The organism is Vitreoscilla massiliensis (assembly GCF_001457815.1).
Classification (GTDB): Bacteria; Pseudomonadota; Gammaproteobacteria; order Burkholderiales; family Neisseriaceae; genus Vitreoscilla; species Vitreoscilla massiliensis.
The window spans coordinates 98985-125675 of sequence record NZ_LN898220.1 but is presented as its reverse complement, the minus strand read 5'-3'; the positions used below and the strand labels follow the sequence as shown (position 1 = coordinate 125675).

General features: G+C 51.0%; 20 protein-coding genes. 18 read left to right on the top strand and 2 right to left on the bottom strand.

Features of this window, described 5'->3' with window-relative positions; translation table 11 throughout:
• The first annotated feature begins 21 nt into the window (after positions 1 to 21).
• The 5 genes from BN3003_RS09365 to BN3003_RS09345 are packed head-to-tail and all read left to right on the top strand — an operon-like array spanning position 22 to position 5014.
• Positions 22 to 984, top strand: coding sequence for a PDR/VanB family oxidoreductase (locus BN3003_RS09365; RefSeq protein ID WP_058356395.1), 963 nt, complete (start codon positions 22 to 24; stop codon positions 982 to 984).
• Between the two features lie 26 nt (positions 985 to 1010).
• Positions 1011 to 1883, top strand: a complete 873-nt coding sequence (locus tag BN3003_RS09360; protein WP_058356394.1) for an NAD-dependent epimerase/dehydratase family protein — start codon at positions 1011 to 1013, stop codon at positions 1881 to 1883.
• Between the two features lie 24 nt (positions 1884 to 1907).
• Positions 1908 to 2522 (top strand): hypothetical protein, encoded by a 615-nt coding sequence (locus BN3003_RS09355; protein ID WP_058356393.1) that lies wholly within the window; start codon positions 1908 to 1910, stop codon positions 2520 to 2522.
• A 16-nt stretch (positions 2523 to 2538) separates the two neighbouring features.
• Positions 2539 to 3726, top strand: coding sequence for an oxamate carbamoyltransferase subunit AllG family protein (locus BN3003_RS09350; RefSeq protein WP_199822577.1), 1188 nt, complete (start codon positions 2539 to 2541; stop codon positions 3724 to 3726).
• On the top strand, positions 3707 to 5014 hold the full coding sequence (locus BN3003_RS09345; RefSeq protein ID WP_058356392.1) for an amidase: 1308 nt from the start codon (positions 3707 to 3709) through the stop codon (positions 5012 to 5014). The genes BN3003_RS09350 and BN3003_RS09345 overlap by 20 nt, the downstream gene beginning before the upstream one ends.
• Positions 5015 to 5620: 606 nt before the next feature.
• Here the strand turns inward: BN3003_RS09345 and BN3003_RS09340 are convergent.
• Complete coding sequence (locus BN3003_RS09340) at positions 5621 to 6067, bottom strand: hypothetical protein (protein ID WP_058356391.1); 447 nt, start codon at positions 6065 to 6067, stop codon at positions 5621 to 5623.
• A 193-nt stretch (positions 6068 to 6260) separates the two neighbouring features.
• Positions 6261 to 7634 (bottom strand): MFS transporter, encoded by a 1374-nt coding sequence (locus BN3003_RS09335; RefSeq protein ID WP_058356390.1) that lies wholly within the window; start codon positions 7632 to 7634, stop codon positions 6261 to 6263.
• 314 nt (positions 7635 to 7948) lie between these two features.
• Here BN3003_RS09335 and BN3003_RS09330 point away from each other — a divergent pair, with 314 nt between their 5' ends.
• The 13 genes from BN3003_RS09330 (at position 7949) to BN3003_RS09270 (ending at position 26312) form a co-directional block, all read left to right on the top strand.
• Positions 7949 to 8866 (top strand): LysR family transcriptional regulator, encoded by a 918-nt coding sequence (locus BN3003_RS09330; RefSeq protein WP_058356389.1) that lies wholly within the window; start codon positions 7949 to 7951, stop codon positions 8864 to 8866.
• Between the two features lie 93 nt (positions 8867 to 8959).
• Positions 8960 to 9391 carry a VOC family protein gene (locus BN3003_RS09325; RefSeq protein WP_082625625.1) on the top strand — a complete coding sequence of 144 codons (432 nt, stop codon included), beginning with the start codon at positions 8960 to 8962 and terminating at the stop codon, positions 9389 to 9391.
• A gap of 314 nt (positions 9392 to 9705) precedes the next feature.
• The gene (locus tag BN3003_RS09320; protein WP_058356388.1) at positions 9706 to 11160 is read left to right on the top strand and encodes a 2-hydroxymuconic semialdehyde dehydrogenase; all 1455 of its coding nucleotides are present in this window, start codon (positions 9706 to 9708) and stop codon (positions 11158 to 11160) included.
• A gap of 59 nt (positions 11161 to 11219) precedes the next feature.
• Positions 11220 to 12569 (top strand): MFS transporter, encoded by a 1350-nt coding sequence (locus BN3003_RS09315; RefSeq protein ID WP_058356387.1) that lies wholly within the window; start codon positions 11220 to 11222, stop codon positions 12567 to 12569.
• Positions 12570 to 12584: 15 nt separating this feature from the next.
• Positions 12585 to 13376 carry a 2-keto-4-pentenoate hydratase gene (locus BN3003_RS09310; protein ID WP_058356386.1) on the top strand — a complete coding sequence of 264 codons (792 nt, stop codon included), beginning with the start codon at positions 12585 to 12587 and terminating at the stop codon, positions 13374 to 13376.
• A 28-nt stretch (positions 13377 to 13404) separates the two neighbouring features.
• A complete protein-coding gene (locus BN3003_RS09305; protein ID WP_199822576.1) occupies positions 13405 to 14346 on the top strand; it encodes an acetaldehyde dehydrogenase (acetylating) in 942 nt (313 codons plus the stop codon).
• Complete coding sequence (dmpG, locus tag BN3003_RS09300; protein WP_058356384.1) at positions 14346 to 15365, top strand: 4-hydroxy-2-oxovalerate aldolase; 1020 nt, start codon at positions 14346 to 14348, stop codon at positions 15363 to 15365. The genes BN3003_RS09305 and dmpG overlap by 1 nt, the downstream gene beginning before the upstream one ends.
• Complete coding sequence (locus tag BN3003_RS09295; protein WP_058356383.1) at positions 15362 to 16126, top strand: 2-keto-4-pentenoate hydratase; 765 nt, start codon at positions 15362 to 15364, stop codon at positions 16124 to 16126. Before dmpG ends, BN3003_RS09295 begins: the two co-directional genes overlap by 4 nt.
• A 10-nt stretch (positions 16127 to 16136) precedes the next feature.
• Complete coding sequence (locus tag BN3003_RS09290; protein ID WP_058356382.1) at positions 16137 to 16559, top strand: RidA family protein; 423 nt, start codon at positions 16137 to 16139, stop codon at positions 16557 to 16559.
• 27 nt (positions 16560 to 16586) lie between these two features.
• Positions 16587 to 17165, top strand: a complete 579-nt coding sequence (nbaC, locus tag BN3003_RS09285; RefSeq protein WP_058356381.1) for a 3-hydroxyanthranilate 3,4-dioxygenase — start codon at positions 16587 to 16589, stop codon at positions 17163 to 17165.
• Positions 17166 to 17213: 48 nt separating this feature from the next.
• The gene (locus BN3003_RS09280) at positions 17214 to 18203 is read left to right on the top strand and encodes an amidohydrolase family protein (RefSeq protein ID WP_058356380.1); all 990 of its coding nucleotides are present in this window, start codon (positions 17214 to 17216) and stop codon (positions 18201 to 18203) included.
• A gap of 27 nt (positions 18204 to 18230) precedes the next feature.
• Entirely contained in the window at positions 18231 to 19199 is a 969-nt protein-coding gene (locus BN3003_RS09275; RefSeq protein WP_058356379.1) for a LysR substrate-binding domain-containing protein, read from the top strand.
• A gap of 396 nt (positions 19200 to 19595) precedes the next feature.
• Positions 19596 to 26312 carry a YadA-like family protein gene (locus BN3003_RS09270; protein ID WP_058356378.1) on the top strand — a complete coding sequence of 2239 codons (6717 nt, stop codon included), beginning with the start codon at positions 19596 to 19598 and terminating at the stop codon, positions 26310 to 26312.
• Positions 26313 to 26691: the final 379 nt, after the last annotated feature.

Here is a 26691-nt window from a genome sequence, read left to right as displayed (position 1 = left end):
TAGCCAGCGCAGGAGAGCGACATGCCAACACAAACACTGAATGCCCGCGTTTTGAAGAAAACCCAATTGTCAGAGCGGGTGGTGGGTTTGACCTTGGGACTGGATGGCGGTGGTGTCTTGCCCGCTTGGGAACCGGGGGCACACATCGAATTGGAATTGGGTGCAAGCGAACCTTTGTACCGCCAATACTCGCTGTGTGGCACCCAAGCCGACACGCAACACTGGCAGATTGCGGTATTGAAAGACGAGGCCAGTCGTGGCGGTTCGGCTTACATCCATGAGGTGTTGCAAGAGGGTGATGTGCTGCCCGTCAGTGTGCCCAAAAATCACTTTCCGTTTGCGGCGCAAAACAAATGTTATTTCATCGCCGGTGGCATAGGCATCACGCCCATCGTGCCCATGGTAGAAGCAGCGGCAGCGGCGGGTTTGGATTGGCAGTTATTGTATTTGGCGCGTTCGCCGGCTGATTTTATCTTTTTGGCCGATTTGCAAGCACGCGATGCCGAGCGCATTCATGTGCATGCTTCCGATGACGATGGGCCATACGATTTACAGGCCGCTCTAGCTGCTTTGGATGCGCACACCACGGTGTATTCCTGTGGCCCACAAGGCTTGCTCGATGCATTGGAGCAATACCAAAGTCAGCAAAGCCACATTGGTTGGCAATTGGTAGTGGAGCGTTTTGCCGTGGCGGTGGACGAGCAAACGCTCACCGGCAATACCTTTACCGTGACCTTGCACAAATCGGGCAAACACATCCAAGTGGGCAGCGATGAAACCATCTTGGCAGCGCTCAAACGCGAGGGTGTTCGCGTCAAATGCTCGTGTCAAAACGGCACTTGCGGCACTTGTGAGACCGTGGTGATTTCAGGCCGGCCTGAACACCGTGATTTTGTGCTGTCGCCAGAAGAGCGCGAATTGAATGAAACGATGATGGTGTGCGTGTCGCGCGCCTTGTCGGACGAATTGGTTTTGGACTTATAACAACAAACAGACAAAGGATAAACATCATGAAGAAAGTGGTTGTTACCGGCGGTTCAGGCCGCGTCGGTTCGTATGTGGTGCAGCAATTGATGCAAAGTATGCAGGTGGTGGTGGCCGATTTGAAACCCAGTCAACACCAAGTGGAATTTGTCGCCACCGATGTGATGGATTTGGATGCAGTGCGTGCGGCTACTCAAGGCGCGGATGCGGTGATTCATTTGGCAGCCATCGATTTCGACTGGAAAGCGGCGGAAGAACAATACATCAATGTCAATGTGCGTGGCACTTGGCATGTGTTGCAAGCCTGTCGTGACAATGGCGTGAAAAAAGTGGTGTTGTGCTCGAGCATTTCTGCCAGCGGTTTGTCAGAAATGCGGCCTGAATGGACGCCGCAATACCTGCCTGTCGACGAAGCGCACGACAACAAGCCGTATCAGGCTTACAGCGTCAGCAAAATCATGATGGAACAAATGGCGAAAAGCTTCAGTGACGCCACCGATATGGAAATCATTTGCTTGCGCCCATTGGCGGTGGTGTTGCCAGAAACCATAAACGAATACATCGACTTTGTGGATGCCGAAAACCGCCAGTGGCTGTTCTATTACATTTGGGCGGCCGACTTGGCCAAGGCGTTTGAAGCGGCAGTGAACATCCAAGGTTTGCGCTATGGTGTGTTTTACATCAGCGCCGATGACAGTTCGCACCCACAGCCAACGCAAGAATGGTATCAGCGCATCATCGGCAGTGTGCCAGAAATCAAGCGTCCGCTTTGGTATCAACACAATCCGCGCGCGTCCATCTTCAGCAGCGCCGCCGCCAAAGACATTTTGGGTTGGCAGCCGAGCACCGATTTTGAGCAATTGCGGGCGCAATACGCATCCGCAGCCATCAGCGAATAAACCATTACTCATAAGGAACACATCATGACAGGCATTAAAACCGGCACTTTGGACTGGACAGGCGACAATCCGTTTATTTATTTGAAAACCGATGCCGAGCAAGATTGGTCGTCTTTGTCTTTGTATTTTCGCATCGCCAGCTCCGATTTTGGCAGCGGCCAAGCCATCTTGGTATTGGACAATCCGTATGAACAAGGCACAGGCGCAGAAACGCGGGTGATGATTACCGACAATCAACCGTTGGCCGAGTATTTGGTTGCGGAATTTGTGCGCCATTTCGGTTTGTTCCGCAAGGCCGTGGCTTTGGATCACTTACAAATCGTCGCTGATGGCGTGTTCACTACCACCAATCGTTTTCCTGATGTGGTGATTGAGTCGGTCAGTTCTGTACAGGCCGGCCTGAAAATCGACATGCAATGGCACGACATGCAACAGCAAGCAATTTGCGTGGACTTGCCACAAAGCCAAACCCAAACCCAAAAACACGAGATGATGTGCGTGTTCCATCCAGCGCAAAGCGCGCAAGTATTGGTCAACGGCGTGGCCTTGCAAGGCAGCACCATAGAACGCGATTTCAATGGCACGCGCGCGCAATCGGCGAGCTTGGCCAACAGTGAAACTTGGGTGCGCGTGGCGTAAGGAAGGGGACGAGGAAATGGTGGAGATGGTTCAGCATGGACAAGCAAGCGCATGGACGCCTGCACAACAAGTGGTGCCGGTTTGGACGGGTGTGAAACCGTTGGCGGCGGTATTGCCAACGGGCGAGCGCTGGGTTTTGCATGCGGGGCCACCGTTTCGCTCGGCCAGCGAATTGCCGCCAGCGGTGCGCAATTCGGTGTTAATTGGCATTGTGTATGAAGGTTGGGCGGCGGACAAATCTGCAGCAGAGGCCTTGTTAGACGCAGGTGATGTGAAGCTCGCGCCAGCGCAAGACCATGATGTGGTCGTGCCTTTGGCTGGCGTGGCGACACCATCAATGTATGTGTTGGAAGTAAGCGATAACAAGCGGCCTGTAAACCGTAAATACTCGGTGTTGAACGAGGGCATGCAATGGTGCACGCGTTTGGGTATTGATGCGGATGAAATTGTGCCGCACCTGAGCTGGTTGCACCAAGACTTGGGTGCGCGCATGGCGGCGCAATTTGGTGGCAATGTGGATTTGGCACCCATCTTACAGGCCGCCTTATTGAATGGCGACGACGGCCATGCCCGCACCATGTATGGCTCACGTTTGTTGGCCGACATCATTGTGTCGTGGGGCATAGACGATGAGACCAGCACGACATTCTTATACAGCGCGATGGCATGGGCGCTGAATTATTGGATGGCCGCCAGTGCGCTGATTTTGGCCGCACAAACCGAGGCGCATGGCATTGTCAAAGTCGGTGGCAACGGTTTGCGCTTTGGGTTGCAACTGGCCGAACAAGCCGGCACCTGGTTGGTGGTGGATGCGCCGGCGATAGTGGGCAACAAAGACGCCGGCAATGAGGCCGCGCAAGCCTTGGGCACAATTGGTGACAGCGCGGTGGTGGATTTTGTCGGCTTGGGTGGGCAGTGTTTGGATTTGGCCAGTCTGAGTGCCAAAAACCTACAGGCGTTTTTGCCTGTTGATTATCTGAGCCGTCACAGCCAATTTTTAAGCCAGCGTTTGCCATTTTTGGCAGGGCGCTTGGGCATCAGTGCTTACGATGCCATCTTGCAAAATGGTACTGGCCCCTTGGTGTTATTGGGCATGATAGACGCGGCCGGCGCACGTGGTCGCATCGGCGGTGGTGTGGCAACGGTAGATGCGCACTTATTGCAACAATTGGAGGCATGGCAAGATGAAACCACAGTGGTTTAAACAACCGTTACACCGCTTGCTGCACGCCTTGCACGCGGGTGAAGCGACATTGCCCGACATCGTGGCCTCGTTTTATCAGCGCATTGCCGTGCGCGAGCCGCAAGTGCAGGCGTGGCAATACTTAATCGAACAAGACGATTATTTGGCCGAATACGAAGGTAAGCGCGAATTTTACGATGCTTCGCCGTTGCGTGGTTTGCCGTTTGCGGTGAAAGACGTCATCGACACCGCCGACATCCCCACCAGCATGGGTTCGGTCATCCACAGCGAGCGCGTACCGAGCATGGACGCTTCGTGTGTGACGGCGATGAAAGCCGCCGGTGGCATCTTAATCGGCAAAACCGTCACCACCGAGTTTGCCTATTTTCAGGCCGGCAAAACCAACAACCCGCATGACGCCGAGCGCACGCCTGGCGGCTCATCCAGCGGCTCGGCCGCGGCGGTGGCCGATTATATGGTACCGATTGCGTTTGGCACCCAAACCGCTGCCTCGGTGATACGGCCGGCGTCGTATTGCGGTTGTGTTGGCTATGTTGGCAGCCGTGGTGAATTTTCGCTGCGCAACATTCAGCCTTTGGCGCAGTCGCTAGACTCACTCGGCATCCTCAGCAACCATGCGCTAGACACGCAATTAATCCGCGATGTGTTGTTGCACAAGTCTTTACAGGCCGCCTCTGTGGCGCCGAAGCAAGGTTTGAAACTGGCGCTGTTTGATGGGCAGAACTTGGGCGAGATGGACGCTGCCATGTTGTCGGCACTGGCGCAATGTCAGCAAGAATTGCAACAACACGGCCATCATATTGTGCCCTTGCCATTTGCCGCCGAAGTGGCGGAATTGACCGCATTGCACAGCCAAATCATGGCGTTTGAAGTGGCGCGCAATCTGGTGTTTGAACAACACAGTGCCGACTTGAGTGCGCACATGCAAGCCTTGATGCGCACGGGTTTGGACTTGCCTTACGTCGATTACATCGCCGCTTTGACGCGCGTCGATGTGCTGAAACAGAAACTCTTAAATTGGCTGGAGGAGCAGCACGTTGATGCCATCTTGGCGCCAGCTGCTTCTGGCATCGCGCCACTTAAAGACACCGGCACCGGCGCACCGTTTATGAGCCGTGCGTGGCAGGTGTTGGGCTTGCCAACAGTGAGCTTGCCCTTGGCCTACCATCACAAAATGCCACTGGGCTTGCAATTCATCGCCGCGCCGCACCGCGATGATACCTTATTGCAGCAAGCCGCTTACTTACAACAGCTGTTTGCGACCGCCGCGGTGGCAAACGCATCCTGAATCTTGCGTGGTTGTTTTGATAACATCCTGTTCGTCAGGATGTTTTTTTATGCGCCGCTGTGATGCATGGGTAGGTTTACAGGCCGCATGTGGTATGAGTTGGTTTAGGGTGGAGAGACTGAAGAAGATAGGTGCATCTTGTTGGCGCAAGGTTGGTGTCTGTACACTACGATGGCTGTTGCGAGGCAGGTGTAATGTCATCAATGCTTACAGGCCGCATTTTAGGCTGAGCGCATGAGCAGACACACAACATTTCAAACTTGGATGAAGCACAGGCTTAATTTATGGCATTGATTCATGGAATAGATAAGTGCGGACAATGCTGAAACTGCCTTACAGGCCGCATGGTGCTTCGTGTTTGCACACAAATCATTCATACGCAGACGTTTTTCAGACTGTATTGGTAATATTGAGGATTGGCTTTGATAGGCATAAAACAGGTCAAAACTGGTTTACAGGCCGCATCAGTGTGTAGGTATATTTTGCATCAAAGTTTGGGGATTGAAACTGTCAGTTTGAATAATGGACAAGTGATGCTGTGTCGGCATCACATCAATATTTACAGGCCGCATTATCAATATTGTGCACAGATAAGTTGCCAGCCATTCAATCTGAAAAGCGCGGCAACAGGTATTTTTCCAACAGCCATTTCAGGCCAAACAGCGCCGCGCCGATGACAAACACCACCATCACAAATTCGCTGCCTAAGATGCGCTGCGGCTGCGCTTGCGCCAACATGTGTTGGATTTCGGCGGCGGGTATGTCAAAGATGTAAGTCCCTTGGCCGGATGCGGCCTGTATTTCCCCTTGCAACATCACATAGCCGCCATCGCTGCTCGGTTGCAATAACAGCGATTTCATTTGAAACACCTGCTCGTCTTTGCCCAAGGCATGGTTGCACACACGCTTGGTGTCTTGCGCCCAGTTGTCGTTGATTTGTGGGCAATGCACGGTGAGGATGTGGCCGTCGTTGAGGTAGACATTCATCCAACCATCGCCGCGCAAGGCGTAATGGCTGCTGACGGCAACATCGGTGACGTACAGGGTGGTCATTTGGCTGTCCTAAGGTGTAGAAAGAGTGTCCATCTCAAGCTGTTGGTTAATTTAGTGCATCTGTCTTGTCCTGGCAATGTGTTGGCGCAAGTCTGTGCCCATGACTCTGGCGATAAACAATGTTTGTGCATTCAGTTTGCGATGGCGCAAAAAATCAGCCCCGAGGGGCTGATAACAAGGTGAAACTGGGGTATTAACCTGCGTTGACTTTGTTTTCTGGTGCGAATTTATTATCGTATTGCGGCTCGGTATGGTAGCGACGCAGCGGCTTGTTGGCGGTTTCTGGCATCAAGAAAGTCACCCAGAAGAAGCACAGCGCGGCGATGATGGTCACATACACGGCCGGAGCCAAATAGCTGCCAGTTTGCGCGGTCAACCAAATCGCCACATAAGGCGCCGTACCACCGAAAATCGCGAAAGTGATGTTGTAACACATGCCAGAAGCGGTATAGCGCATGTCGGTTGGGAACATTTCTGACAACAAAGTCGATGCCACCACGCTCGCAGCCACTTGGCCGATACCGATGATCATCATGCCGGCAATAGCGGCCTGTAAAGACGCACCGTGGCTGACAATCATGTAAGCAGGGATGGTCAACAACGCATGCCAAATCGCTGCGAATTGCATCATTTTGCGGCGGCCAATTTTGTCAGACAAACGGCCGGCAAACGGGGTTAATACGGTTACGAACAACAAGGCCACTACGCTGGCGAGCAACGATTGTTCAGACGACAAACCGATGACCGTGCTCAAGAACGAGTGCATGTAAGTCGAGAAAATGTAGAACGACAAGGCATACAACACCACAAAACCACCCAATTTGATGATGTTGCTTTTTTCAGCTTGGAACACTTGTTTGGCGGAATAGCTGGTTTGGCCTTTTTTCTCGGCGCGCATTTGTTGGAACTCAGGTGATTCAGACAAATGGTCACGAATAAAGAAGGCCACAATGCCCATCGGTACAGCCAACAAGAAAATCAAGCGCCAGCCCCAGTCGCCCATTGCTTCAGGGCCGATTAAGGCAATCAAACCTGCGCTCACGCCGGCGGCCAAGGCAAAGGCAAAATAGGTGGCGGCAGACATGGCCCAAGAATAGGAATTGCGTTTGTTTTGCGGGCTGTGTTCCACGGTGTAAATGGTCGCACCGGTGTACTCACCGCCAGCAGAAATGCCTTGCACGCAGCGGATTAAAATCAACAATATCGGTGCCCAAATGCCGATGTGCTCATACGTGGGAATCAAGCCGATGGCGGCGGTTGAGCCTGACATCAGCAACACGGTTAAGGCCAAGATTTTTTTGCGGCCCAATTTGTCGCCGAGCTTACCGAAGTATATGCCGCCGATGGGACGCAAGATAAACGACACCAAAAACACCGCAAACGTGGCCAATAAGCCGGCCATTTTGTCTTCGGAAGGGAAAAAGTTTTGCGCAATGTACATGGCCATATAGCCAAATAAGGCAAAGTCGAACCACTCTACCACCGTGCCCGCGGCCGAACCGAGCATCACTTTTTTGATGTGACTGGTATCGTGCTGTTCTGCTGCTGTAGATGCTGCTTGTTTCATGTTGATGTACTCCTCTGTTTCTTCGACGGACGTATCCTTTGTGTTTGAGATAAACCTCTCAAATTCGCTTAGCTTGTTATTATTGTGTTTATTTGCAACTATACCTTGGTGGCGGGTTTAGTTAGAAAGGTCTAACTGTTTGAATTGACATGCATCGCTCCTTTTCGATTAAATTAACCCGTTTTATTGCTGGTCGCTGGCAGTTATCCGTGCCATGGTGGTTAAACTAAGCCTGTCGTCAGGCTTTGTCTAATCAATATTCGCATCACATTATTACCAAAATTGTTATTAATCTTGGCTTTAGAGTTGGCACTATGAACCCACTTCGTTTTGATTTGCAGCATTTGCGGGCGTTTGTGATGGTGGCGGAGCAGCTGCATTTTAAGAAATCGGCTGAGCTGTTGCACATGACCCAACCCGGTCTCACCCGCCTGATCAAAGCTTTGGAAGAAGCGCTGCAAGTGGAATTGTTTGAGCGTTCCACCCGACAGGTAAAATTAACCGCGGCGGGGTTTTTGTTTTTGCAAGAAAGTCGGCAAGTGTTTGCCCACTTAAGCCGTGGCATAGATTTGGCGCAGCAAGCCAAAAATGGCGACATCGGCCATTTGGTCATCGCTTACAACGATTACGCCATCCAAGACGTGTTGCCCAAGACGCTGGAGCATTTCAAGCAGCAATACCCACACATCAGCACCGATTTGATTTACATGCCGACACAAGAGCAGATTTTGGGCTTGCAACATGGCAGTTTGGATTTGGGCTTTGGTTTTGCGTTTTCTGAGGACTCAGAAGAATTGGGCGTGGCATGGCAACCGGTGTTTCAAGACGATCCGGTGGTGTTGCTGCCAAAAGGTCATCCGTTGGCACAGCAAACGCGCATTGCTTTGCCTGACTTGGCCAATGAACGCTTTGTGGTCGGTTCCAAAAACCATTGGCAGGTGTGGCGGCGCTATTTTTATTTGCTCTGTCGCCAAGCCGGTTTTTATCCGAACACGGTGCAAGAAGCCAGTACCATGACCGGCATCATGAGTTTGGTGGCGGCGAACATGGGCATCGCCATCTTGTCGCAATCACTGCGCAAATACGTGCATGCCGATTTGGTCGCCATAGATTTGGACACGCCTGCCAATTATCCGCAGTCTTACATCAGCATCATGTGGCAGCCGAGCAATTCCAATCCGTGCGTGCCTTTGTTCATCAACAATTTGCCCCATCCTGAGGCGGTGGTGTGAGGATTTTTCACACATCGTGAAACAAGCATCAACTGCGGCTGGCGGCAGATTTGCTACATTAAGCCTTGTTTTGCATTTACAGGCCGCATTGATATGAAAACCGATACTGTGACATCCGCCATCCATTACCGTTTCGACCATGTGATGTTGCGGGTGTTGGATTTACAGCGCTCGCTGGCGTTTTACCGCGATACCTTGGGCATGCAAGTGACCCGTTATACCGAATATGAAACCGGACAATTTACCAATGTGTTTTTAAGTTTTAATCCTGAGAGCGAATCCAGTTTGGAGCTGACTTACAATTGGCAACAAACCGAGGCGTATGAGGCAGGGCGGGTGTTTGGGCATTTGGCCTTGATGGTAGACGATGTGCACGCGGCGGTTGCGGCTTTGGAGCAAGCAGGTGTGCGCATCAAAACCCCACCCAAGCAAATGGCACATGGCACACGCACCATCGCGTTTGTGCTAGACCCTGATGACAATTTGATAGAGCTGGTTGAGCCTTTGTCTATCAGCGCAGATTAAAGACAAACAAGCATTTTGTAGCCATAAAGATGCGGCCTGTAAGCCTTAAAAGGTTTACAGGCCGCATGCTTGTACATTCATCAAAAAAACACTCTAAACAGTCCGCTTGATATTGAGCGTAATCGCTTCATTTGCCGCCAATTTTTGCGCTAACAGCCTTTGTATTCATGGTTTTTGTGCGTGTGGTGTAAATAGGTGCTTATCTATTACTTTTGGTAATTTAAAAATAATTACAATTCAGTTGATGTTATGTTTGTCTGCCATTAGATTAGTCCTTACCACATAAAAATCGCTTGATAACAAAGGATAAAGGTATGGAAACCACAGTATTACCGTTATACATCAACGGCGAGTTCATTCGTAAATCCCCTCAATTCGACAACATCAGCCCTGTGAATGGCCAATTGGTGAGCAAAGTCACTTATGCCGACCGTGCCGATGTCGACAATGCTGTGGCCGCTGCCCGTGCCGCTTTGGACGGTCCTTGGGGTGAGATGACGCCAGAACAGCGTTCGGCTTTGTTAAACAAATTGGCCGATGCGATTGAAGCGCGTTTTGAAGACTTTGTGGCTGCCGAAGTGCAAGACACAGGTCGCCCTTTGTCGGTGGCACGCAGCTTGGACATTCCTCGCGCCATTGCCAACTTCCGTACCTTTGCCGACATGTCCAAAACCAATGTCAGCACCAGCTGCATCACTTACAACGCCGATGGCAGCCAATTGATTAACTACACCGTGCGCAAACCTTTGGGTGTGATTGCGGTGATTGCGCCGTGGAACCTGCCTTTGTTGTTGATGACATGGAAACTGGGCCCAGCCTTGTCCATGGGCAATACCGTGGTGTGTAAACCGTCAGAAGAAACGCCATCATCGGCCACTTTATTGGCCGAAGTGATGGACCAAGTGGGCATCCCGAAAGGCGTGTTTAACTTGATTCATGGTTATGGCCGCGAAGGCGAATACCTGACCCAAAACAAAGACATCGACGCAGTATCGTTCACCGGTGAATCGCGTACTGGCGCATCTATTATGAAAACCGTTGCCGATGGCGTGAAAGAAGTGTCGTTTGAATTGGGCGGCAAAAACGCAGCAGTGGTGTTTGCCGATGCCGATTTCGATGCCGCGGTTGCCGGTGTGGCACGTTCTAGCTTCTTCAATACTGGGCAAGTGTGCATGTGTACCGAACGCGTGTACGTCCACCGCTCGATTTTCGACAAATTCGTGGCCGCTTTAAAAGCCAAAGCCGAATCTTTGGTCTTGGGCGCACCCGATGGCGCCGACACCGAAGTTGGCCCGTTGATTTCGCACAAACACCGTGAAAAAGTGGCGTCTTATTTCAAAATCGCCGTAGAAGAGGGCGCGACCGTGGTGACGGGCAACCGCATTCCTGAGTTTGGTGATGACAAAGACGGCGGCGCATTTGTGTTGCCAACCATTTGGACCGGCCTGAACGACGATGCCCGCATCATCCAAGAAGAAATCTTTGGCCCTGTGTGCCACATCTCTCCGTTTGACGACGATGCTGAAGTGATTAAGCGCGTCAACGACAGCAAATACGGTTTGGTGTGCTCATTGTGGACCACCAATGTGGCGCGTTCACACCGTGTGGCCGGCCAAATTCACACCGGTATTGTGTGGGTGAATACGTGGTTTGCGCGCGATTTGCGCACGCCATTTGGCGGGGTGAAGGCCTCTGGTATCGGTCGTGAAGGCGGTCAATACTCGCTCGACTTCTTCTCCGAAATCACCAACGTCAGTGTGAAATACTGATGTCAACCTAACCACAATTCAGTGCATTACAACAATATCAAAAATGCGAAGGAGAAATCATGCAACAACTGAATGTACAACAGTATCTGGATGGTCGGCCGCTGTCGGGCAAACAATGGCTGGTGTTTGTCTTGGGCGTGTTGATCATCTTGGCCGACGGTTTGGATTCGGGCGCGATAGGCTTTATTGCACCGTCTTTATTGCAAGACTGGGGCATAGACAAGCCGGCCTTAAAGCCGGTGCTCAGTGGCTCTTTGGTCGGTATGGCCATCGGCGCTTTGGTGGCGGGGCCTTTGGCTGACCGCTTTGGCCGCAAATGGGTGGTGATTGCCAGCACGGTGTTGTTTGGCTTGTTCACGGTGATTTCTGGTTTTGCCACCAACACCACCGAATTGGCGATTTACCGTTTCATTACCGGTTTGGGTTTGGGCGCAGCCATGCCTAACATTGCCACTTTGGTAGCGGAATACATGCCGGCTCACCGCCGTGCCACCATGGTGAATTTGATGTTCTGTGCGTTTCCACTGGGCATTACCTTGGGCGGCTTGTTGGCAGCGAAAATCATTCCTGCCGCCGGTTGGGAACACATGTTGATGTATTGTGGCGTGTTTCCATTGGTGTTGGCAGCGGTATTGTTGTTTGCTTTGCCTGAGTCCATCCAATTCTTGCTTACCCGTGGTCGCCAAGCGTCGGCGCAGAAAATTGTCAGCAGCATAGACAGCAGCATTGATTTCTCCAAAACCGAGTTGGTGTTGCCAGAACTCAAAGGCAATAACAATGCGGGCGTGGCCTTGATCATCTCTAAGCCGTATTTCTTAAGCACGGCAATGTTGTGGTTGTGCTGCTTCATGAGTTTGTTGGTGTTTTATTTGTTGACCAGTTGGATGCCTGTGTTGCTCAAACAAGCCGGTTTTACCACCGAACAATACAGCTTGATTGCCGCCATCTTCCCATTCGGTGGGGTGTTCGGTACCGCGGTCATCGGTTGGGCCATGGACAAATTCCAAGCGAATAAGGCCTTGATGGTGGTGTATTTCATCTCCGCTATTTTGATGGTCATCACCGGTTGGTTTGCCAGCGACATCATCTTGTTCGGCGTCATCATCTTCTTGGCCGGTGCGGGTTTGGTGGGTGCACAGTCATCATTGCCAGCTTTGACTGCCTTGTTCTACCCAGTACAAGGTCGTGCGGCAGGGGTGTCTTGGATGCATGGTATAGGCCGCATGGGAGCGATTTTTGGCGCCTTCTTCGAGGCACAAATCTTCGCTTGGAACCTGAGTCTGTCGCAAGTGTTCATGTTCTTGGGTGTGCCAGTGTTGATATCGGCTTTGGCCTTGTGGGTGAAAAGCAGAGACACCTCGGTAGTGAATCAAGAGCCTGTTGTCAGCAATGAATTACAGAAAAATTAAGGAAAAGGAAGTCGTATGTCTAAAAACCATCTTATCGCCCAAGCCGCAGAGCAATTGTGGCAAGCCAAGCAAAACAGCAGTGTTTGCGACCCAATTCGTGAATTGGCTGGCGATGCGGGCTTCAGTTTGGAAGAGGCTTACCAAATCCAATTGCTCAATACCCAGCGTGAAGTGGCGCAAGGCCGCCGCATCGTTGGTCACAAAATCGGCTTGACCTCCAAAGTGGTGCAAACCCAATTGGGCGTAGACCAACCTGATTTTGGCTGTTTGTTCGATGACATGATTTATGCCGATGGCGAAGACGTGGCCTTGAGCAGCATCTTGCAACCGCGTGTGGAAGCCGAAATTGCCTTGGTATTGAAGCAAGACTTAAAGCATGAACGCCACACCGTGGTGGACATCTTGAACGCCATAGACTATGTCTTGCCTGCCATTGAAATCGTTGGCAGCCGTGTGCGCAATTGGGACATCCGCTTGGTAGACACCGTTGCCGACAACGCTTCTTGCGGTGCGGTGGTGGTGGGCAGCCGGCCTGTAAAAGCCAAAGCCTTGGATTTCAGACAGTGTGGCATGGTGCTCACCCACAAAGGTGAAGTGGTTTCCAACGGCACAGGCGCTTTGTGCTTGGGCAATCCTTTGATTGCGGCGGTGTGGTTGGCCAACACCATGGTGAAAATGGGTACGCCTTTACAGGCCGGTGAATTGATATTGACCGGTGCTTTGGGTGCGATGGTGAGTGTGAATGAAGTGGGTGTGTACGAAGCACAAATTCAAGGCTTGGGTTCGGTAAGCGCCGCATTTGTTTAAGCCTAGACGAGAACTTATGGAGAAAAATATGGAAAAAATAGCTGCTGCCATCATCGGTTCGGGCAATATTGGCACCGATTTGATGAAGAAAATCTTGAAAAAAAGCGACACCAATTTGCGCATGGGCGCGATGGTGGGCATTGATGCCAAATCCGATGGCTTGAAACGCGCCAGCGATTTGGGTGTGCCAACCACGCACGAAGGCATAGATGGCTTATTGGCCTTGCCCAACTTCAATGAAATCAAAATCGTGTTTGATGCCACTTCTGCTGGCGCGCACATCAAGCACAATGAGGTGTTGCAACAACACGGTATCCGCGTGATTGACTTAACGCCTGCTGCAATCGGCCCGTATGTGGTGCCGGTGGTGAATTTGCACGAGCATGAAAATGCCCCCAACATCAATATGGTGACCTGTGGTGGCCAAGCGACCATTCCTATGGTGGCGGCCATCAGTGCGGTGACGGAAGTGTTGTATGCCGAAATCGTGGCGTCGATTTCCAGCCGTTCGGCAGGTCCAGGTACGCGCGCCAACATCGACGAGTTTACCGAAACCACCTCTTTGGCGTTGAAAACCGTGGGTAAGGCCAAATCAGGCAAGGCCATCATCATTTTGAATCCGGCTGAGCCACCATTGATGATGCGCGACACTGTGTTCTGTTTGACCCGTCGCGGCAAAGAAGACGAAATCCGCGCCTCTGTGGCCGCCATGGCTGCCAAAGTGCAGGCTTATGTACCGGGTTACCGTTTGAAACAAGAAGTGCAGTTTGAAGAGTTGTCAGGTGCGGCTTTGAAACAATGGCCGGAGTTGCAACAAGAAGGCGGCCTGAAAGTCACCGTTTTCATCGAAGTAGAAGGTGCAGCCGATTACCTGCCTGCGTATGCTGGCAATTTGGACATCATGACTTCAGCGGCTTTGGCCTGTGCTGAGGTGGTGGCGCAAAACTTAAACACTGCGGGAGCAAAATAATGGCACAACTGTACATTTCTGACGTGACTTTGCGCGATGGTTCGCACTCAGTGAGTCACCAATATTCGATAGAACAAGTGAAACAAATCAGCTCGGCTTTGGATAAAGCCGGTGTGGCCTCGATTGAAGTGGCGCACGGTGATGGTTTGGCCGGTTCCAGTTTTAACTACGGCTTTGGCGCTCATACCGACATCGAGTGGATTGCCGCTGCGGCCGAATCGGTACAAAACGCCAAAATCGCCACCTTGATTTTGCCGGGCATCGGAACGATACACGATTTGAAAGAGGCTTATGCTGCCGGTGCGCGCGTGGTGCGTGTTGCTACCCACAGTACCGAGGCCGATGTATCGGCACAGCACATTGCCTATGCACGCGAATTGGGTATGGACACTGTCGGCTTCTTGATGATGTCGCACATGACCACGCCGGAAAACTTGGCCAAAGAAGCCAAAAAAATGGAATCGTATGGTGCGACCACGATTTACCTGACCGACTCAGGCGGCGCTTTGTTGATGGACGGTGTGCGTGACCGTGTGCGTGCTTTGAAAGCCGAATTGAACAGCAGCACTACCTTGGGCATACACGCTCACCACAACTTGGCTTTGGGTGTGGCCAATGCCATCGTGGCGGTAGAAGAAGGCGTACACCGCATTGATGCCTCGTTGGCAGGTCAAGGCGCGGGTGCGGGCAATACGCCATTGGAAGTGTTCATCGCCGCTGCCGAACGCATGGGCTGGGATCACGGCTGTGATTTATTGGCCTTGATGGATGCGGCCGACGACATTGTGCGCCCATTGCAAACCCGTCCGGTGCGCGTAGACCGTGAAACCTTGTCTTTGGGTTATGCCGGTGTGTACTCCAGCTTCTTATTGCACGCCGAGCGCGCAGCTGCCCGTTACAACATTCCAGCAGTGGAAATCTTGTTGGAAGTGGGACGCCGCAAAATGGTCGGTGGTCAGGAAGACATGATCGTCGACATCGCCTTGGACTTATTGAAACAAAAGGAACAAGTGGCATGAATTTAAACGATATTGCCAAACGCTTGGACGATTGTGTGTTGAACAAGCAATCGACTGCTTCTTTGCGCACCGACACGCCGTTTGATTTACAGGCCGCTTACGCCATACAAGAGTTGGGTGTGGCCTTGCGTGAGGCGCGTGGTGAGCAGCGCGTGGGGGTGAAGCTCGGCTTCACCAGCCGCGAGAAAATGAAGCAAATGGGCGTAGACCATTTGATTTGGGGTGTCATCACCGATGCGATGCAATTGGAAGAAGGCGGTGCGGTGGATTTGGAGCGCTTTATCCACCCACGCATCGAGCCTGAAGTGGCCTTCATTACCCGTAAACCGATCGACCGTGCCATGAATTTGGCCGAGGCTTTGGATGCGATTGAAGGCGTGTGCCCGGCGATGGAAATCATCGACTCACGTTACCAAGCGTTTAAATTCACCTTGGAAGATGTGGTGGCAGACAACACGTCATCAGCAGGCTTTGTGTTGGGCGCAATGCGGCCTGTAAGCACCGACATCAGCAATTGCGGTGTCAACATGACCGAAAACGGGCGCTTGGTGCAAGCCGGTTCGACCGCGGCCATTTTGGGTGATCCATTGCGTTGTTTGGTGCAGGTGTCGCAATTGTTGGCTGAAAAAGGCCAAGTCTTGCCCGCCGGCTCCATCATCATGGCGGGCGCAGCGACCGCGGCGCAAGCGATGCAAAAAGACACTGTTTACGAAACCACCATCTTGGGCTTGGGCACGGTCAGCGTGCGCAGCCTAGCGTAAGGAGAGACACATGACTCAAGCAACTGTGGTGGCTGGCAAAGCCACGCCACGCGGCCGTTTTCCCCACATCAAACGTGCGGGTGATTTCTTGTTCGTGTCTGGCACCAGTTCACGTTTGCCTGACAACAGCATCGCCGGTGCCGAAGTCGATGCCATGGGCGCGACCACGTTGGACATCGAGGTGCAAACCCGTGCGGTGATTGAAAACATCCGCGACATCTTGGCGCATGAAGGTGCGGACTTAAGCGATGTGGTGGAAATGTGCGCGTATTTGGTTGATATGAACGATTTTGCCCGCTACAACCAAGTGTATGGCGAGTATTTCGATTTCGACGGTCCGACCCGTACCACCGTGGCCGTGCACCAATTGCCAAATGCCTTATTGCGCATTGAAATCAAAGCCATCGCCTATAAGCCACTGAACAACAAATAAGGCTGAGCGACATCAGAGGAGAAGAATATGGAATTGAAATATGGACCCGCGTTTAATTTGCTGCAATGGTCGGAACAAAACCAAGACAAATTGACCCCACCGGTGTGTAACACCGCCTTGTTTCCCGATGGCGATTACATCATCAATATGGTGGGTGGGCCGAACAAACGCACCGATTTTCATTGCAATCCAACCGAAGAAATCTTTTACCAAATCAAAGGCAATGCCTATTTGAATGTGTGGGACCGTGGTCAGTTTGAGCAAATCCGTTTGGCAGAAGGGGACATCTTTTTATTGCCAGCGTATTTGAACCATTCACCACAGCGGCCTGAAGCCGGTGGTTTGTGCTTCTTGGTGGAAAAACCGCGCGCCCAAGACCAAAAAGACCACTTCAATTGGTATTGCGCCAATTGTGCGACTTTGGTGGGCAGTGTGGGCGACCATGTCGACGACTTGGTGGCCGATTTGCCATCCGCATTCAAATTGTTTTACGACAAATCCGATGCTGAGCGCACTTGCCCGCAATGTGGGGAAGTCCATCCAGGTCGCAAAGCGGGTGAATGGTTGCAGCGTTTTGCTGAAGTTCACAACCCTGCCTACGCGTAAAGCCAGAGCCGATGCGCGGCGCGCATCGGTTCCGATAAGGAAATTAACATGATCATAGACATACACTCCCATTTTTTCCCCAAGCTCAGCCAAGCGGAAGCGGCGGCCTTGAATCGCGCCACCGCACCGTGGTTGAAAATAGGGGCAGATGCGCGTTTTGGCGACATCTACATTGATGAAAAGCCGTTCCGTCCTGTGTACGATGCCTTGTGGGATGGCAAAGCACGCTTGGAAACCTTGGATCAGCAAGGCTTGGATGTGCAAGTGGTGTGTGCCACGCCGGTGATGTTTGCCTATGCCGAGCCCATAGCCAAAGCCGCCGCTTGGAACCAACGCATGAATGACTTGGGCACCGAGTTTTGTGCTGCCGATCCCAAGCGTTTGAAAGTCTTGGCGCAAGTGCCTTTGCAAGACATAGATGCGGCCTGTAAAGAAGTCAGCCGTGTCAAACAAAACGGCCATGTGGGCGTGCAAATTGGCAACCATGTGGGCGATAAAAGTCTGAACGACGAAGGCATTTTGGAATTTTTAAACCACTGTGCGGCAGAAAACATGCCGGTATTGGTGCATCCTTGGGACATGATGGGCGATGTGCGCATGGAAAAATGGATGCTCAAATGGTTGGTGTCCATGCCAGCGGAAACGCAATTGGGCGCTTTGTCGTTGATTTTGTCGGGTGCGATGGAACGCTTGTCGCCAGACTTGAAGATTTGCTTTGCCCATGGTGGCGGCAGCTTGCCGTATTTAATCGGCCGAGTTGACAATGCGTGGACGCACCGTGATATTGTGCGTGAAGACTGCCCGAACTTGCCATCGTCGTATTTGAACCGTTTGTGGGTAGACTCCGCCGTGTTCGATCCCGATGCCTTGTTGTTCTTGGTGAAAAAAATGGGCGAAGACAAAGTGATGTTGGGCTCGGATGCGCCATTCCCATTGGGCGAGCAACAGATAGGCTCGTTGATTGAAAACAGCAGCTTACAGGCCGCTGCCAAACAGAAAATCTTGGGAGGCAATGCCGCGCATTTCTTTGCCATATAAAGCAAGCAATGCAGAGGGGATGATGGAATGAAAAACACACAACCGCACAAATACAGCATGAACGATTATGCGCTCAACCGTTTGAAACTGCGGCCGTTGGTGATTTTTGAGCGGGTGTTGCAGTCGCATTCCATCATCCATGCGGCCGAACAATTGCATTTAAGCCAGCCGGCGGTGACCAAGGCGATTAAAGAGTTGGAAAGCCAGCTTAAAGTTCAGCTGTTTAACCGTTCTAAAAATGGCATGCAACCGACCGAAGTGGCCTTGGTATTGGGGCAACGGGTCAAAAGTCTGTTTTCGGAATTGCGTTATCTTACCGATGAAATCAACAGTTTTCACCATGGTAATTTGGGCCACATCGTGGTTGGGACGCTGCTGTCTGCCAGCGCGGAATTGTTGCCCAAAGCCATCATCCAACTCAAACAGCAACACCCGAATATCCTCATCACCATCAAAGTCGGTACGGTGGAAGAATTGTTTCCGGCCTTGCTCAAAGGTGAATTGGACTTGGTGGTGGGGCGTTTGCCGAGCATGGATTCCAAGTTTTACCAAACCCACAAGCTCGAACACCATTCGCTTTACTGTGAAAAGCTGTCTTTGGTGGTGGCGCACCAACATGAATTGTTGCAGCGCCCTGCATTGCAATTGGCCGATTTGATGGACTATCCGTGGATTTTGCCTTTGGGCAGCGCCACCATGCGCGGCAATATTTTGCAATATTTCAATGAGCAAGGCGTGGGCGAGCCAAGCAATTTGGTGGAATCGGTGTCGATTTTGACCAATATGAATGTGATTGCACAAAGCAATTTCATTGGCTGTATGTCCAGCGTGGTGGCGGAGCAATTGGTGAATTTAAACCTGCTGGCCAAGCTGCCGTTTCCCGAAATCGGCGACGACATTCCCGTTGGCTATTCAAAACGCAAAGAAGAAGAGCTCACGCCCGCGTGTTTGAAGTTCATTGCCTGTTTACAGGCCGCATCTGAGCATGCTGTTTGAGCATTGCCTGACCCATTCCTGTAGTGTCGCAGCATCTTAAGCCAGCGTAAGCTGGCTTTTTTTTATGGAGGGTGACTAGGACTGACAGCAAAGTCAAAGCAATGTGCTGTTTATAAAGACATTATCGATGAGCGATGGGTTGGATTTGGGTTGGCATTTAAAAGCCCCATCATCCTTTTTGTGCAATATATATGTGCATATTTTGATTTTTATATGGCTTTATTTTTACTTTATATTCAAGTGCATAATTGGTTTTAGAGTATCGACCTAGGTCAATGTTTTAGAGTTTGAACAAAGTATACTCATTCTATTTATAAGTTATATTTACAGGCCGCTTAAGCACCATGCAAGTGGCCATTCTAACATTTAACCTCTGTATGAATGGGATGGCATCACATGAATAAAATTTACAAGACGGTTTGGAGTGCAGAAAAAGGAACGTATGTTGCGGCTTCTGAATTGGTACACACCAAGAATGGCAGTGGCAACAGTGTGGTGGGCGACTTGGTGACGGATATTGAAAAACCATTGAAGCTGGTGCGTTTCAATCAAATTGGTACTTTGCTGCTCTTGGCGAGCTTGGGTGTGGCTTCACAAACTGCCTATGCTGCGTCTGGCATCTTCATCAATGATGGCACCGATGCGGGCTGTACTTGGGTTATCGATGCCAATCAAACCACCATCGCCGGTAATTACAATCAAGGTTTGGGCATCAGCAGCAGCACCACCGTGAAATGGGGCAGTGGTGCAACTTGGGCTTTGCCCACACAAAGTGCGGTTGGTGGTCCACCAACCATGACGTGTGTGGCCACCGACAAAGACAGCCAAACCAACCGTGTGTTGTTCTATGGCGATGCCAATGCTTCGGGTTCTAAACACTTAACTTTGGGCGGGCGCTTGGATGTGAATGGCGGTGTCATCGGCGTGGGAGACCGTGCGGGCAATAACAGCATTCGCATCGGCGGCGGCACCTCATTGACCGATACGGCAGGGTCCAAATCCATTGTGCTCGGTTATAACTCCAAAGCGACAGGCGACAATGCCACGACCATAGGCAATGAGGCCAATGCGGCAGGCAATCAAGCCTTAGCTTTGGGACAGAAAGCACAAGCGGCCGGAAACAATGCCTTGGCATTGGGCGCGGAGGCCAATGCCAGAGGTTTGCAAGGTGTGGCCATAGGTTTACAAAGCCAAGTTTTGGCGACCAATGCCATTGCTGTCGGTAACAGTGCCAATGTGGATGCCAATTCGACTTCTTCAATTGCGATAGGCGATCATGCCACCGTTAAAGGGGCTTACGCGGCCGTGGCATTGGGCGCAGAGGCCAATGCCAGAGGTTTGCACAGTGTGGCCATGGGTTTGAAAGCCCAAGCCATGACGACCAATGCCATTGCTGTCGGTAACAGTGCCAGTGTGGATGCCAATTCAACTTCTTCAATTGCAATTGGGGACCGCTCCAGTGTCAAAGGTGCCAGCGATGCCTTGGCTTTGGGCACAGAGGCCAATGCCAGAGGCTGGCAAAGCATGGCCATAGGATCGAAAAGCCAAGCAATGTCAACCAATGCCATTGCCGTAGGTAATAATGCCAGTGTGGATGCCAATTCACTTTCTTCAATTGCGATAGGCCATTTCGCTACCACGAGGGCAGACAGTGCCATTGCCATTGGTGTTGGTGCTGAGGCATCGGTAAAAAACACCATTGCCATTGGTAGCAATGCGGGCATAGGCATGACTCCCGGAAGCAGCGGCAGCACGGGTGCCATCTTCATAGGCTCAGAAGCCGGCAGTCAAACCACAGGCAGATGGAATACCTTTATTGGTACGCAAAATGCCGGCCTTGGCAGTACCGGTGACTCCAATATTGGCATTGGTAAAACGGTGTTTTATCAGAGCAAAGGCAGCGGCAACAGTGCATTTGGTGATTGGGCCGGCGCTGCCAGTGAGGGCGATCATAATGTGTACGTGGGCGAGAGTTCAGGCCGGAATGGCAGTGGAGACTACAATGCGTACTTGGGTATCAATAGCGGCTTCAAAAGCACGGGGAATCGCAATGCGTATTCCGGCACGTTGGCAGGTGCTTATGTACAAGGCTCAGACAACGTGGCCATGGGCGTCTCAGCAGGCTCAGGCTTTTACCTAGACAGTGCCGGTACAATCCGTAACCGTGATGGCAAGAGTGCGTCTTCACAAGTGGCGTTAAACAATACCGTGGCCGTGGGCAACAAATCATGGGTGGCGGCGGATGATGCCGTAGCAGTGGGTGCGAATTCTGAAGCGAGAATCAAAGGCAGCATCGCCTTGGGAACCGGAGCGGTGGCAGACCGTTCAGCAGGTGCCGTTGGTTATAATCCTGCCATCAGCATTCTTCCGAAAGCAAGCCCCGATTGGAAAAGCACGGCAGCCGCTTTGTCTATCGGTAATGATGCGGGTGTCACACGTCAAATCATCGGTTTAGCAGCAGGCACCAATGACACCGATGCGGTCAATGTGGCGCAATTAAAAGAATTGGCCGATGTGGCGGTTCAATACGATACCGATGGTGCGGGTGTCAAAACCAATAAAATTAGTTTACTTGGCCAAAACCGCGGCGATAAAGTGCGTATCACCGAGCTCGCCAAAGGCAAAGTCGATGAAGACTCTTGGGATGCCATTAATGGCAGTCAATTGCATGGTTTGGCCAAATCTACTGCAGCGGCATTGGGTGGCGGGGCAGATGTGGACAGTGATGGCAAAGTGACTGCGCCCAACTATGCGTTTGCCAGTGGTGGCCAATTCGATAATGTCGGCAGTGCTTTGCTGGATTTAGATGGCCGAGTGGTCAAGAACACTGCCGATATTGTCGATATTCAAGATGACATCACTACCATTAACGGTGACATTAGCAACTTAGACAAACGTGTGACCCAAAACACGACGGACATCACCACCATTCAAGGTGATATCACCAGCATTAATGGTGACATTACCAACTTGGATAATCGTGTCAGTACGAACACCACTGATATCAGCAATATTCAAGGTAATATCACCAGCATTAATGGCGACATTACCAATTTGGATAACCGTGTCAGTACCAACACGACCGACATCAACACCATCAACAAAACTTTGAACGATGGTGCATTCAGTGTGAGCGCCAATGGAGGTGCAGGTTTCCAAGTGGCCAAAGGCACGACTTTGGATTACCGCACAAAAGACGGCAATGTATTGGTAAACCATGATGACAAAGGTGGTTTTAGTTTCGCTTTGGCCAAAGACTTGAACATTACCGGCGGCATTACCACTGGCGACAGCATCACCATCAATGAAGGTGGTAAGACTACCGTCATCGGCGGCGACAAAATCACCATCAATGGCGATACGGTGATTACCGAAAACAATCTGAATGACACCATCAAAAATGCGGTGCAATACGACAGTGATAGCAAAGATGTCATCAGCTTGGCCGGTAGCGGTGGGACCAAGTTGACCAACTTGCGTGATGCTGGTTTGGATGTGAATTCCAGCGATGCGGTGACAGGCAAACAATTGTTTGCGACCAATGAGAACGTGGCGAAAAATACCAGTGATATCACCAATATTCAGGGTGATATTACCAACTTGGACAATCGCATCAGTACGAATACCACGGACATCAGCAATATCCAAGGTGACATTATCAGTATTAACGGCGATATCACCAATTTGGATAACCGTGTTAGTACGAACACTACTGATATCAATACCATCAACCAGACCTTGAACGATGGTGCGTTCAGTGTGAGTGCCAATGGTGGTACGGCCTTCCAAGTGGCCAAAGGCACAACTTTGGATTACCGCACCAAAGACGGCAATGTATTGGTAAACCATGATGATAAAGGTGGCTTTAGTTTCGCTTTGGCCAAAGACTTGAACATTACAGGCGGCATTACTACTGGGGATAGCATCACCATCAATGAAGGTGGCAAGACCACCGTCATCGGCGGCGACAAAATCACCATCAATGGTGACACGGTGGTTACCGAAAACAGCCTTAATGCCACGGTAAAAAATGCGGTGCAATACGACAGTGACAGCAAAGATGTCATCAGCTTGGCCGGTAGCGGTGGAACGAAATTGACCAATTTAAGTGATGCTCAGTTGGATGCGTCGTCTAGCGATGCGGTCACAGGCAAGCAATTGTTTGCGACCAATGAGAATGTGGCGAAAAACACCAGCGATATCACCAATATTCAAGGTGACATCACCAGCATTCAAGGCGATATCACCACGATTAACGGTGACATTACCAATTTGGACAATCGCGTCAGCACCAACACGACCGACATCAATACCATCAATCAAACCTTGAGCGATGGTGCGTTCAGTGTGAGCGCCAATGGTGGTGCAGGTTTCCAAGTGGCCAAAGGCACAACCTTGGATTACCGTTCGGCTGACACCAATGTGATCGTGGATCACGATGGCAAAGGCGGCTTTGACTTTGCTTTGGCCAAAGACTTGAATATTACCGGCGGCATTACCACTGGGGATAGCATCACCATCAATGAAAGTGGTAAGACTACCGTGATTGGTGGCGACAAAATCACCATCAATGGCGATACGGTGATTACCGAAAACAGCCTCAATGCCACGGTGAAAAATGCGGTGCAATACGACAGTGACAGCAAAGATGTCATTAGTTTGGCCGGTGCGAGCGGCACGAAATTGACCAATTTAAGTGATGCTCAGTTGGATGCGTCGTCTAGCGATGCGGTCACAGGCAAGCAATTGTTTGCGACCAATGAGAACGTGGCGAAAAACACCAGCGACATCACCAATATTAAAGGCGATATCACCAGTATTAACGGCGACATTACTAATTTGGACAATCGCGTCAGTACGAATACCACGGACATCAGCAATATCCAAGGTGACATTACCAGTATTACAGGCGATATCACTAATTTGGATAACCGTGTCAGCACCAACACGACCGATATCAATACCATCAATCAAACCTTGAGCGATGGTGCGTTCAGTGTGGCTGCTAATGGAGCAAAGGTCTTCCAAGTGGCTAAAGGCACGATGTTGGATTATCGCTCAGCTGACACCAATGTGATAGTGGATCACGATGGTAAAGGTGGTTTTGACTTTGCTTTGGCCAAAGACTTGAACATTACCGGCGGCATTACCACTGGGGATAGCATCACCATCAATGAAGGTGGCAATACTACTGTTATTGGTGGCGATAAAATCACCATTAATGGTGAGACGGTGATTACCGAAAACAATCTGAATGACACCATTAAAAATGCGGTGCAATACGACAGCAACAGCAAAGACGTCATTAGTTTGGCTGGTGCGAGTGGCACTAAGTTGACCAATGTCAGCGATGCTGATTTGAATGCGTCGTCTAGCGATGCGGTGACAGGCAAGCAATTATTTGCGACCAATGAGAACGTGACGAAAAACACCAGCGACATCAGCAATATCCAAGGCGACATCACCAATATCACCAATAATTTGGATGGTGGCGTGTTCAGTGTCAGTGCCAACGGTAATACCCCATTAAAAGTTGGCAAGAATGCGGTGTTGGATTTTGCCAGCGACGATGGCAATGTGGTCATCAGCCAAATCAATGGTAATTTCAGCTTTGATTTGGCCGCCGATGTGAGCATCAGCAACAGTTTGAGCATAGGCAATACCGCCATCACCAGCAAAGGCTTGAGCATAGGCAGCAATGGCCCGAGTTTGACCGATGCTGGTTTGAATGCGGCCGGTACGCGGGTGAGCAATGTCGGCGATGCTATGGCAGACGGTGATGCCGTTAACAAAGGCCAATTGGATGCGGCGATTAAAGACACCATCGGTTTGTCGGATGTGGCGGTGAAATACGATGACGCTCAAAAAGACCGCGTGACTTTGGCGGGCAGCAAGGGCACGCTGTTAACGAATTTACAGGCCGGTTCTGTGAATGCATTATCCCGTGATGCCATCAATGGCAGCCAGTTGTATGCCGTGAGTGCGTCGGTGGCCGATGCGTTTGGCGGCAATGCGGTGGTCAATGCCAATGGTTCTATCAGTGCGCCACAATATGTGTTTGGTGATGGCAGCGTCTTTAACAATATTGGCGGTGCTTTGGCCAATTTGGATGTGCGCACCAGTCAAAACAGCAGCAATATTAGCCTGATTGACAACCGTGTAAGCCATGTTGAAACCAAGATTACCAATATTGAAAGCCAAATCGGTAAATTGCCTGATAATGCGGTAGCGTATGACGATGCGAGCAAAGGCAACTTGACTTTGGCAGGCGACAAGGCGCAAACCACGACCGATGCTCATGGCAATCAAGTGGTCACGGGTGGTGGAACGGTGATACACAATGTGGGCAATGGCGTTGCTGCGGCCGATGCGGTGAACAAAGGCCAATTGGATGGCGCCTTGTCGGAAGCCAAAGACTATACTGATCAGAAGATAGATCAGGTTACCGGTGGCTTAACGCAAGATTTGACCAATATCCACAATGACATCACCACCATCACCAATAATGTTACCGACATTACCAATGGTGCCAGTGGCATGTTCCAAGTGAGCCAAGGCGGCAGCTTGGTGGCGCCTACACCGACAGGTGACAATTCTTTGGCCGGAGGTTCAGGTGCGGTGGCTTCGGCTGACAACAGCACTGCCTTGGGCAATAATGCCCAAGCCAAGGCCAAAAATTCAGTGGCTTTGGGAGAGGGTTCGGTTGCCAACCGTGAAAACTCGGTGTCTGTCGGCAGCGCCGGCCATGAGCGTCAAATCACCAATGTGACCGCTGGGGTAGAAGCGACCGATGCGGTGAATGTGGGACAATTGAACAGTGTGACCAGCAAGATAGGCCACAGCATCAACCAATTGGGCCGCAATATCAACAATGTCGATCGCAACAGCCGTGCCGGTATTGCTGGAGCGGCGGCCTTGGCCAATATTCCGCAAGTGATGAACGCGGGACAGAAGTCGATAGGCATGGGCGCGGCCAATTACCGTGGTGAAAACGCGCTTTCCATCGGCATGTCGGTGGCCTCCAGCAATGGTAACTGGGTGTTCAAAGGCAGTGCTTCGTTTGACAGCCAAGACAACCACATCATCGGTGGCGGCATGAGTTATATGTGGTAAGCAGGCATTGAACATCAAGTGGTTTGCTTGATGGCAATGCAATCAATAAGCGGCCTGTAAGTTTACAGGCCGCTTATTTGATTTATGATGATGTAAACAGTGTCACCGTCATTTGGGCATAAACATGCCTATTATCGCCCTCAAAAACCGATTTGTTATCGCCGAAAAGACGAAGTGGGTATGGAGGCTCTAGAACCCAATTACGCCTGTCAAAAACACATAACAGTCTTGTCAAAAACACATGATTTTGTTGGATTCTTTAAATATTTGGCTTTAAATGACATCCAAATGACAATACTGCCTGTTTTGGGTTTTCAGGACGGGGTCTATCGGTTAAACTATCAAATTGTCGCTTTGCAACAATTTTCTGGCGGCAAAT

Coding starts and splice junctions, on each gene's coding strand:
- BN3003_RS09365 (WP_058356395.1), top strand. CDS start 22: ATGCCAACACAAACACTGAATGCCCGCGTTTTGAAGAAAACCCAATTG.
- BN3003_RS09360 (WP_058356394.1), top strand. CDS start 1,011: ATGAAGAAAGTGGTTGTTACCGGCGGTTCAGGCCGCGTCGGTTCGTAT.
- BN3003_RS09355 (WP_058356393.1), top strand. CDS start 1,908: ATGACAGGCATTAAAACCGGCACTTTGGACTGGACAGGCGACAATCCG.
- BN3003_RS09350 (WP_199822577.1), top strand. CDS start 2,539: ATGGTGGAGATGGTTCAGCATGGACAAGCAAGCGCATGGACGCCTGCA.
- BN3003_RS09345 (WP_058356392.1), top strand. CDS start 3,707: ATGAAACCACAGTGGTTTAAACAACCGTTACACCGCTTGCTGCACGCC.
- BN3003_RS09340 (WP_058356391.1), bottom strand. CDS start 6,067: ATGACCACCCTGTACGTCACCGATGTTGCCGTCAGCAGCCATTACGCC.
- BN3003_RS09335 (WP_058356390.1), bottom strand. CDS start 7,634: ATGAAACAAGCAGCATCTACAGCAGCAGAACAGCACGATACCAGTCAC.
- BN3003_RS09330 (WP_058356389.1), top strand. CDS start 7,949: ATGAACCCACTTCGTTTTGATTTGCAGCATTTGCGGGCGTTTGTGATG.
- BN3003_RS09325 (WP_082625625.1), top strand. CDS start 8,960: ATGAAAACCGATACTGTGACATCCGCCATCCATTACCGTTTCGACCAT.
- BN3003_RS09320 (WP_058356388.1), top strand. CDS start 9,706: ATGGAAACCACAGTATTACCGTTATACATCAACGGCGAGTTCATTCGT.
- BN3003_RS09315 (WP_058356387.1), top strand. CDS start 11,220: ATGCAACAACTGAATGTACAACAGTATCTGGATGGTCGGCCGCTGTCG.
- BN3003_RS09310 (WP_058356386.1), top strand. CDS start 12,585: ATGTCTAAAAACCATCTTATCGCCCAAGCCGCAGAGCAATTGTGGCAA.
- BN3003_RS09305 (WP_199822576.1), top strand. CDS start 13,405: ATGGAAAAAATAGCTGCTGCCATCATCGGTTCGGGCAATATTGGCACC.
- dmpG (WP_058356384.1), top strand. CDS start 14,346: ATGGCACAACTGTACATTTCTGACGTGACTTTGCGCGATGGTTCGCAC.
- BN3003_RS09295 (WP_058356383.1), top strand. CDS start 15,362: ATGAATTTAAACGATATTGCCAAACGCTTGGACGATTGTGTGTTGAAC.
- BN3003_RS09290 (WP_058356382.1), top strand. CDS start 16,137: ATGACTCAAGCAACTGTGGTGGCTGGCAAAGCCACGCCACGCGGCCGT.
- nbaC (WP_058356381.1), top strand. CDS start 16,587: ATGGAATTGAAATATGGACCCGCGTTTAATTTGCTGCAATGGTCGGAA.
- BN3003_RS09280 (WP_058356380.1), top strand. CDS start 17,214: ATGATCATAGACATACACTCCCATTTTTTCCCCAAGCTCAGCCAAGCG.
- BN3003_RS09275 (WP_058356379.1), top strand. CDS start 18,231: ATGAAAAACACACAACCGCACAAATACAGCATGAACGATTATGCGCTC.
- BN3003_RS09270 (WP_058356378.1), top strand. CDS start 19,596: ATGAATAAAATTTACAAGACGGTTTGGAGTGCAGAAAAAGGAACGTAT.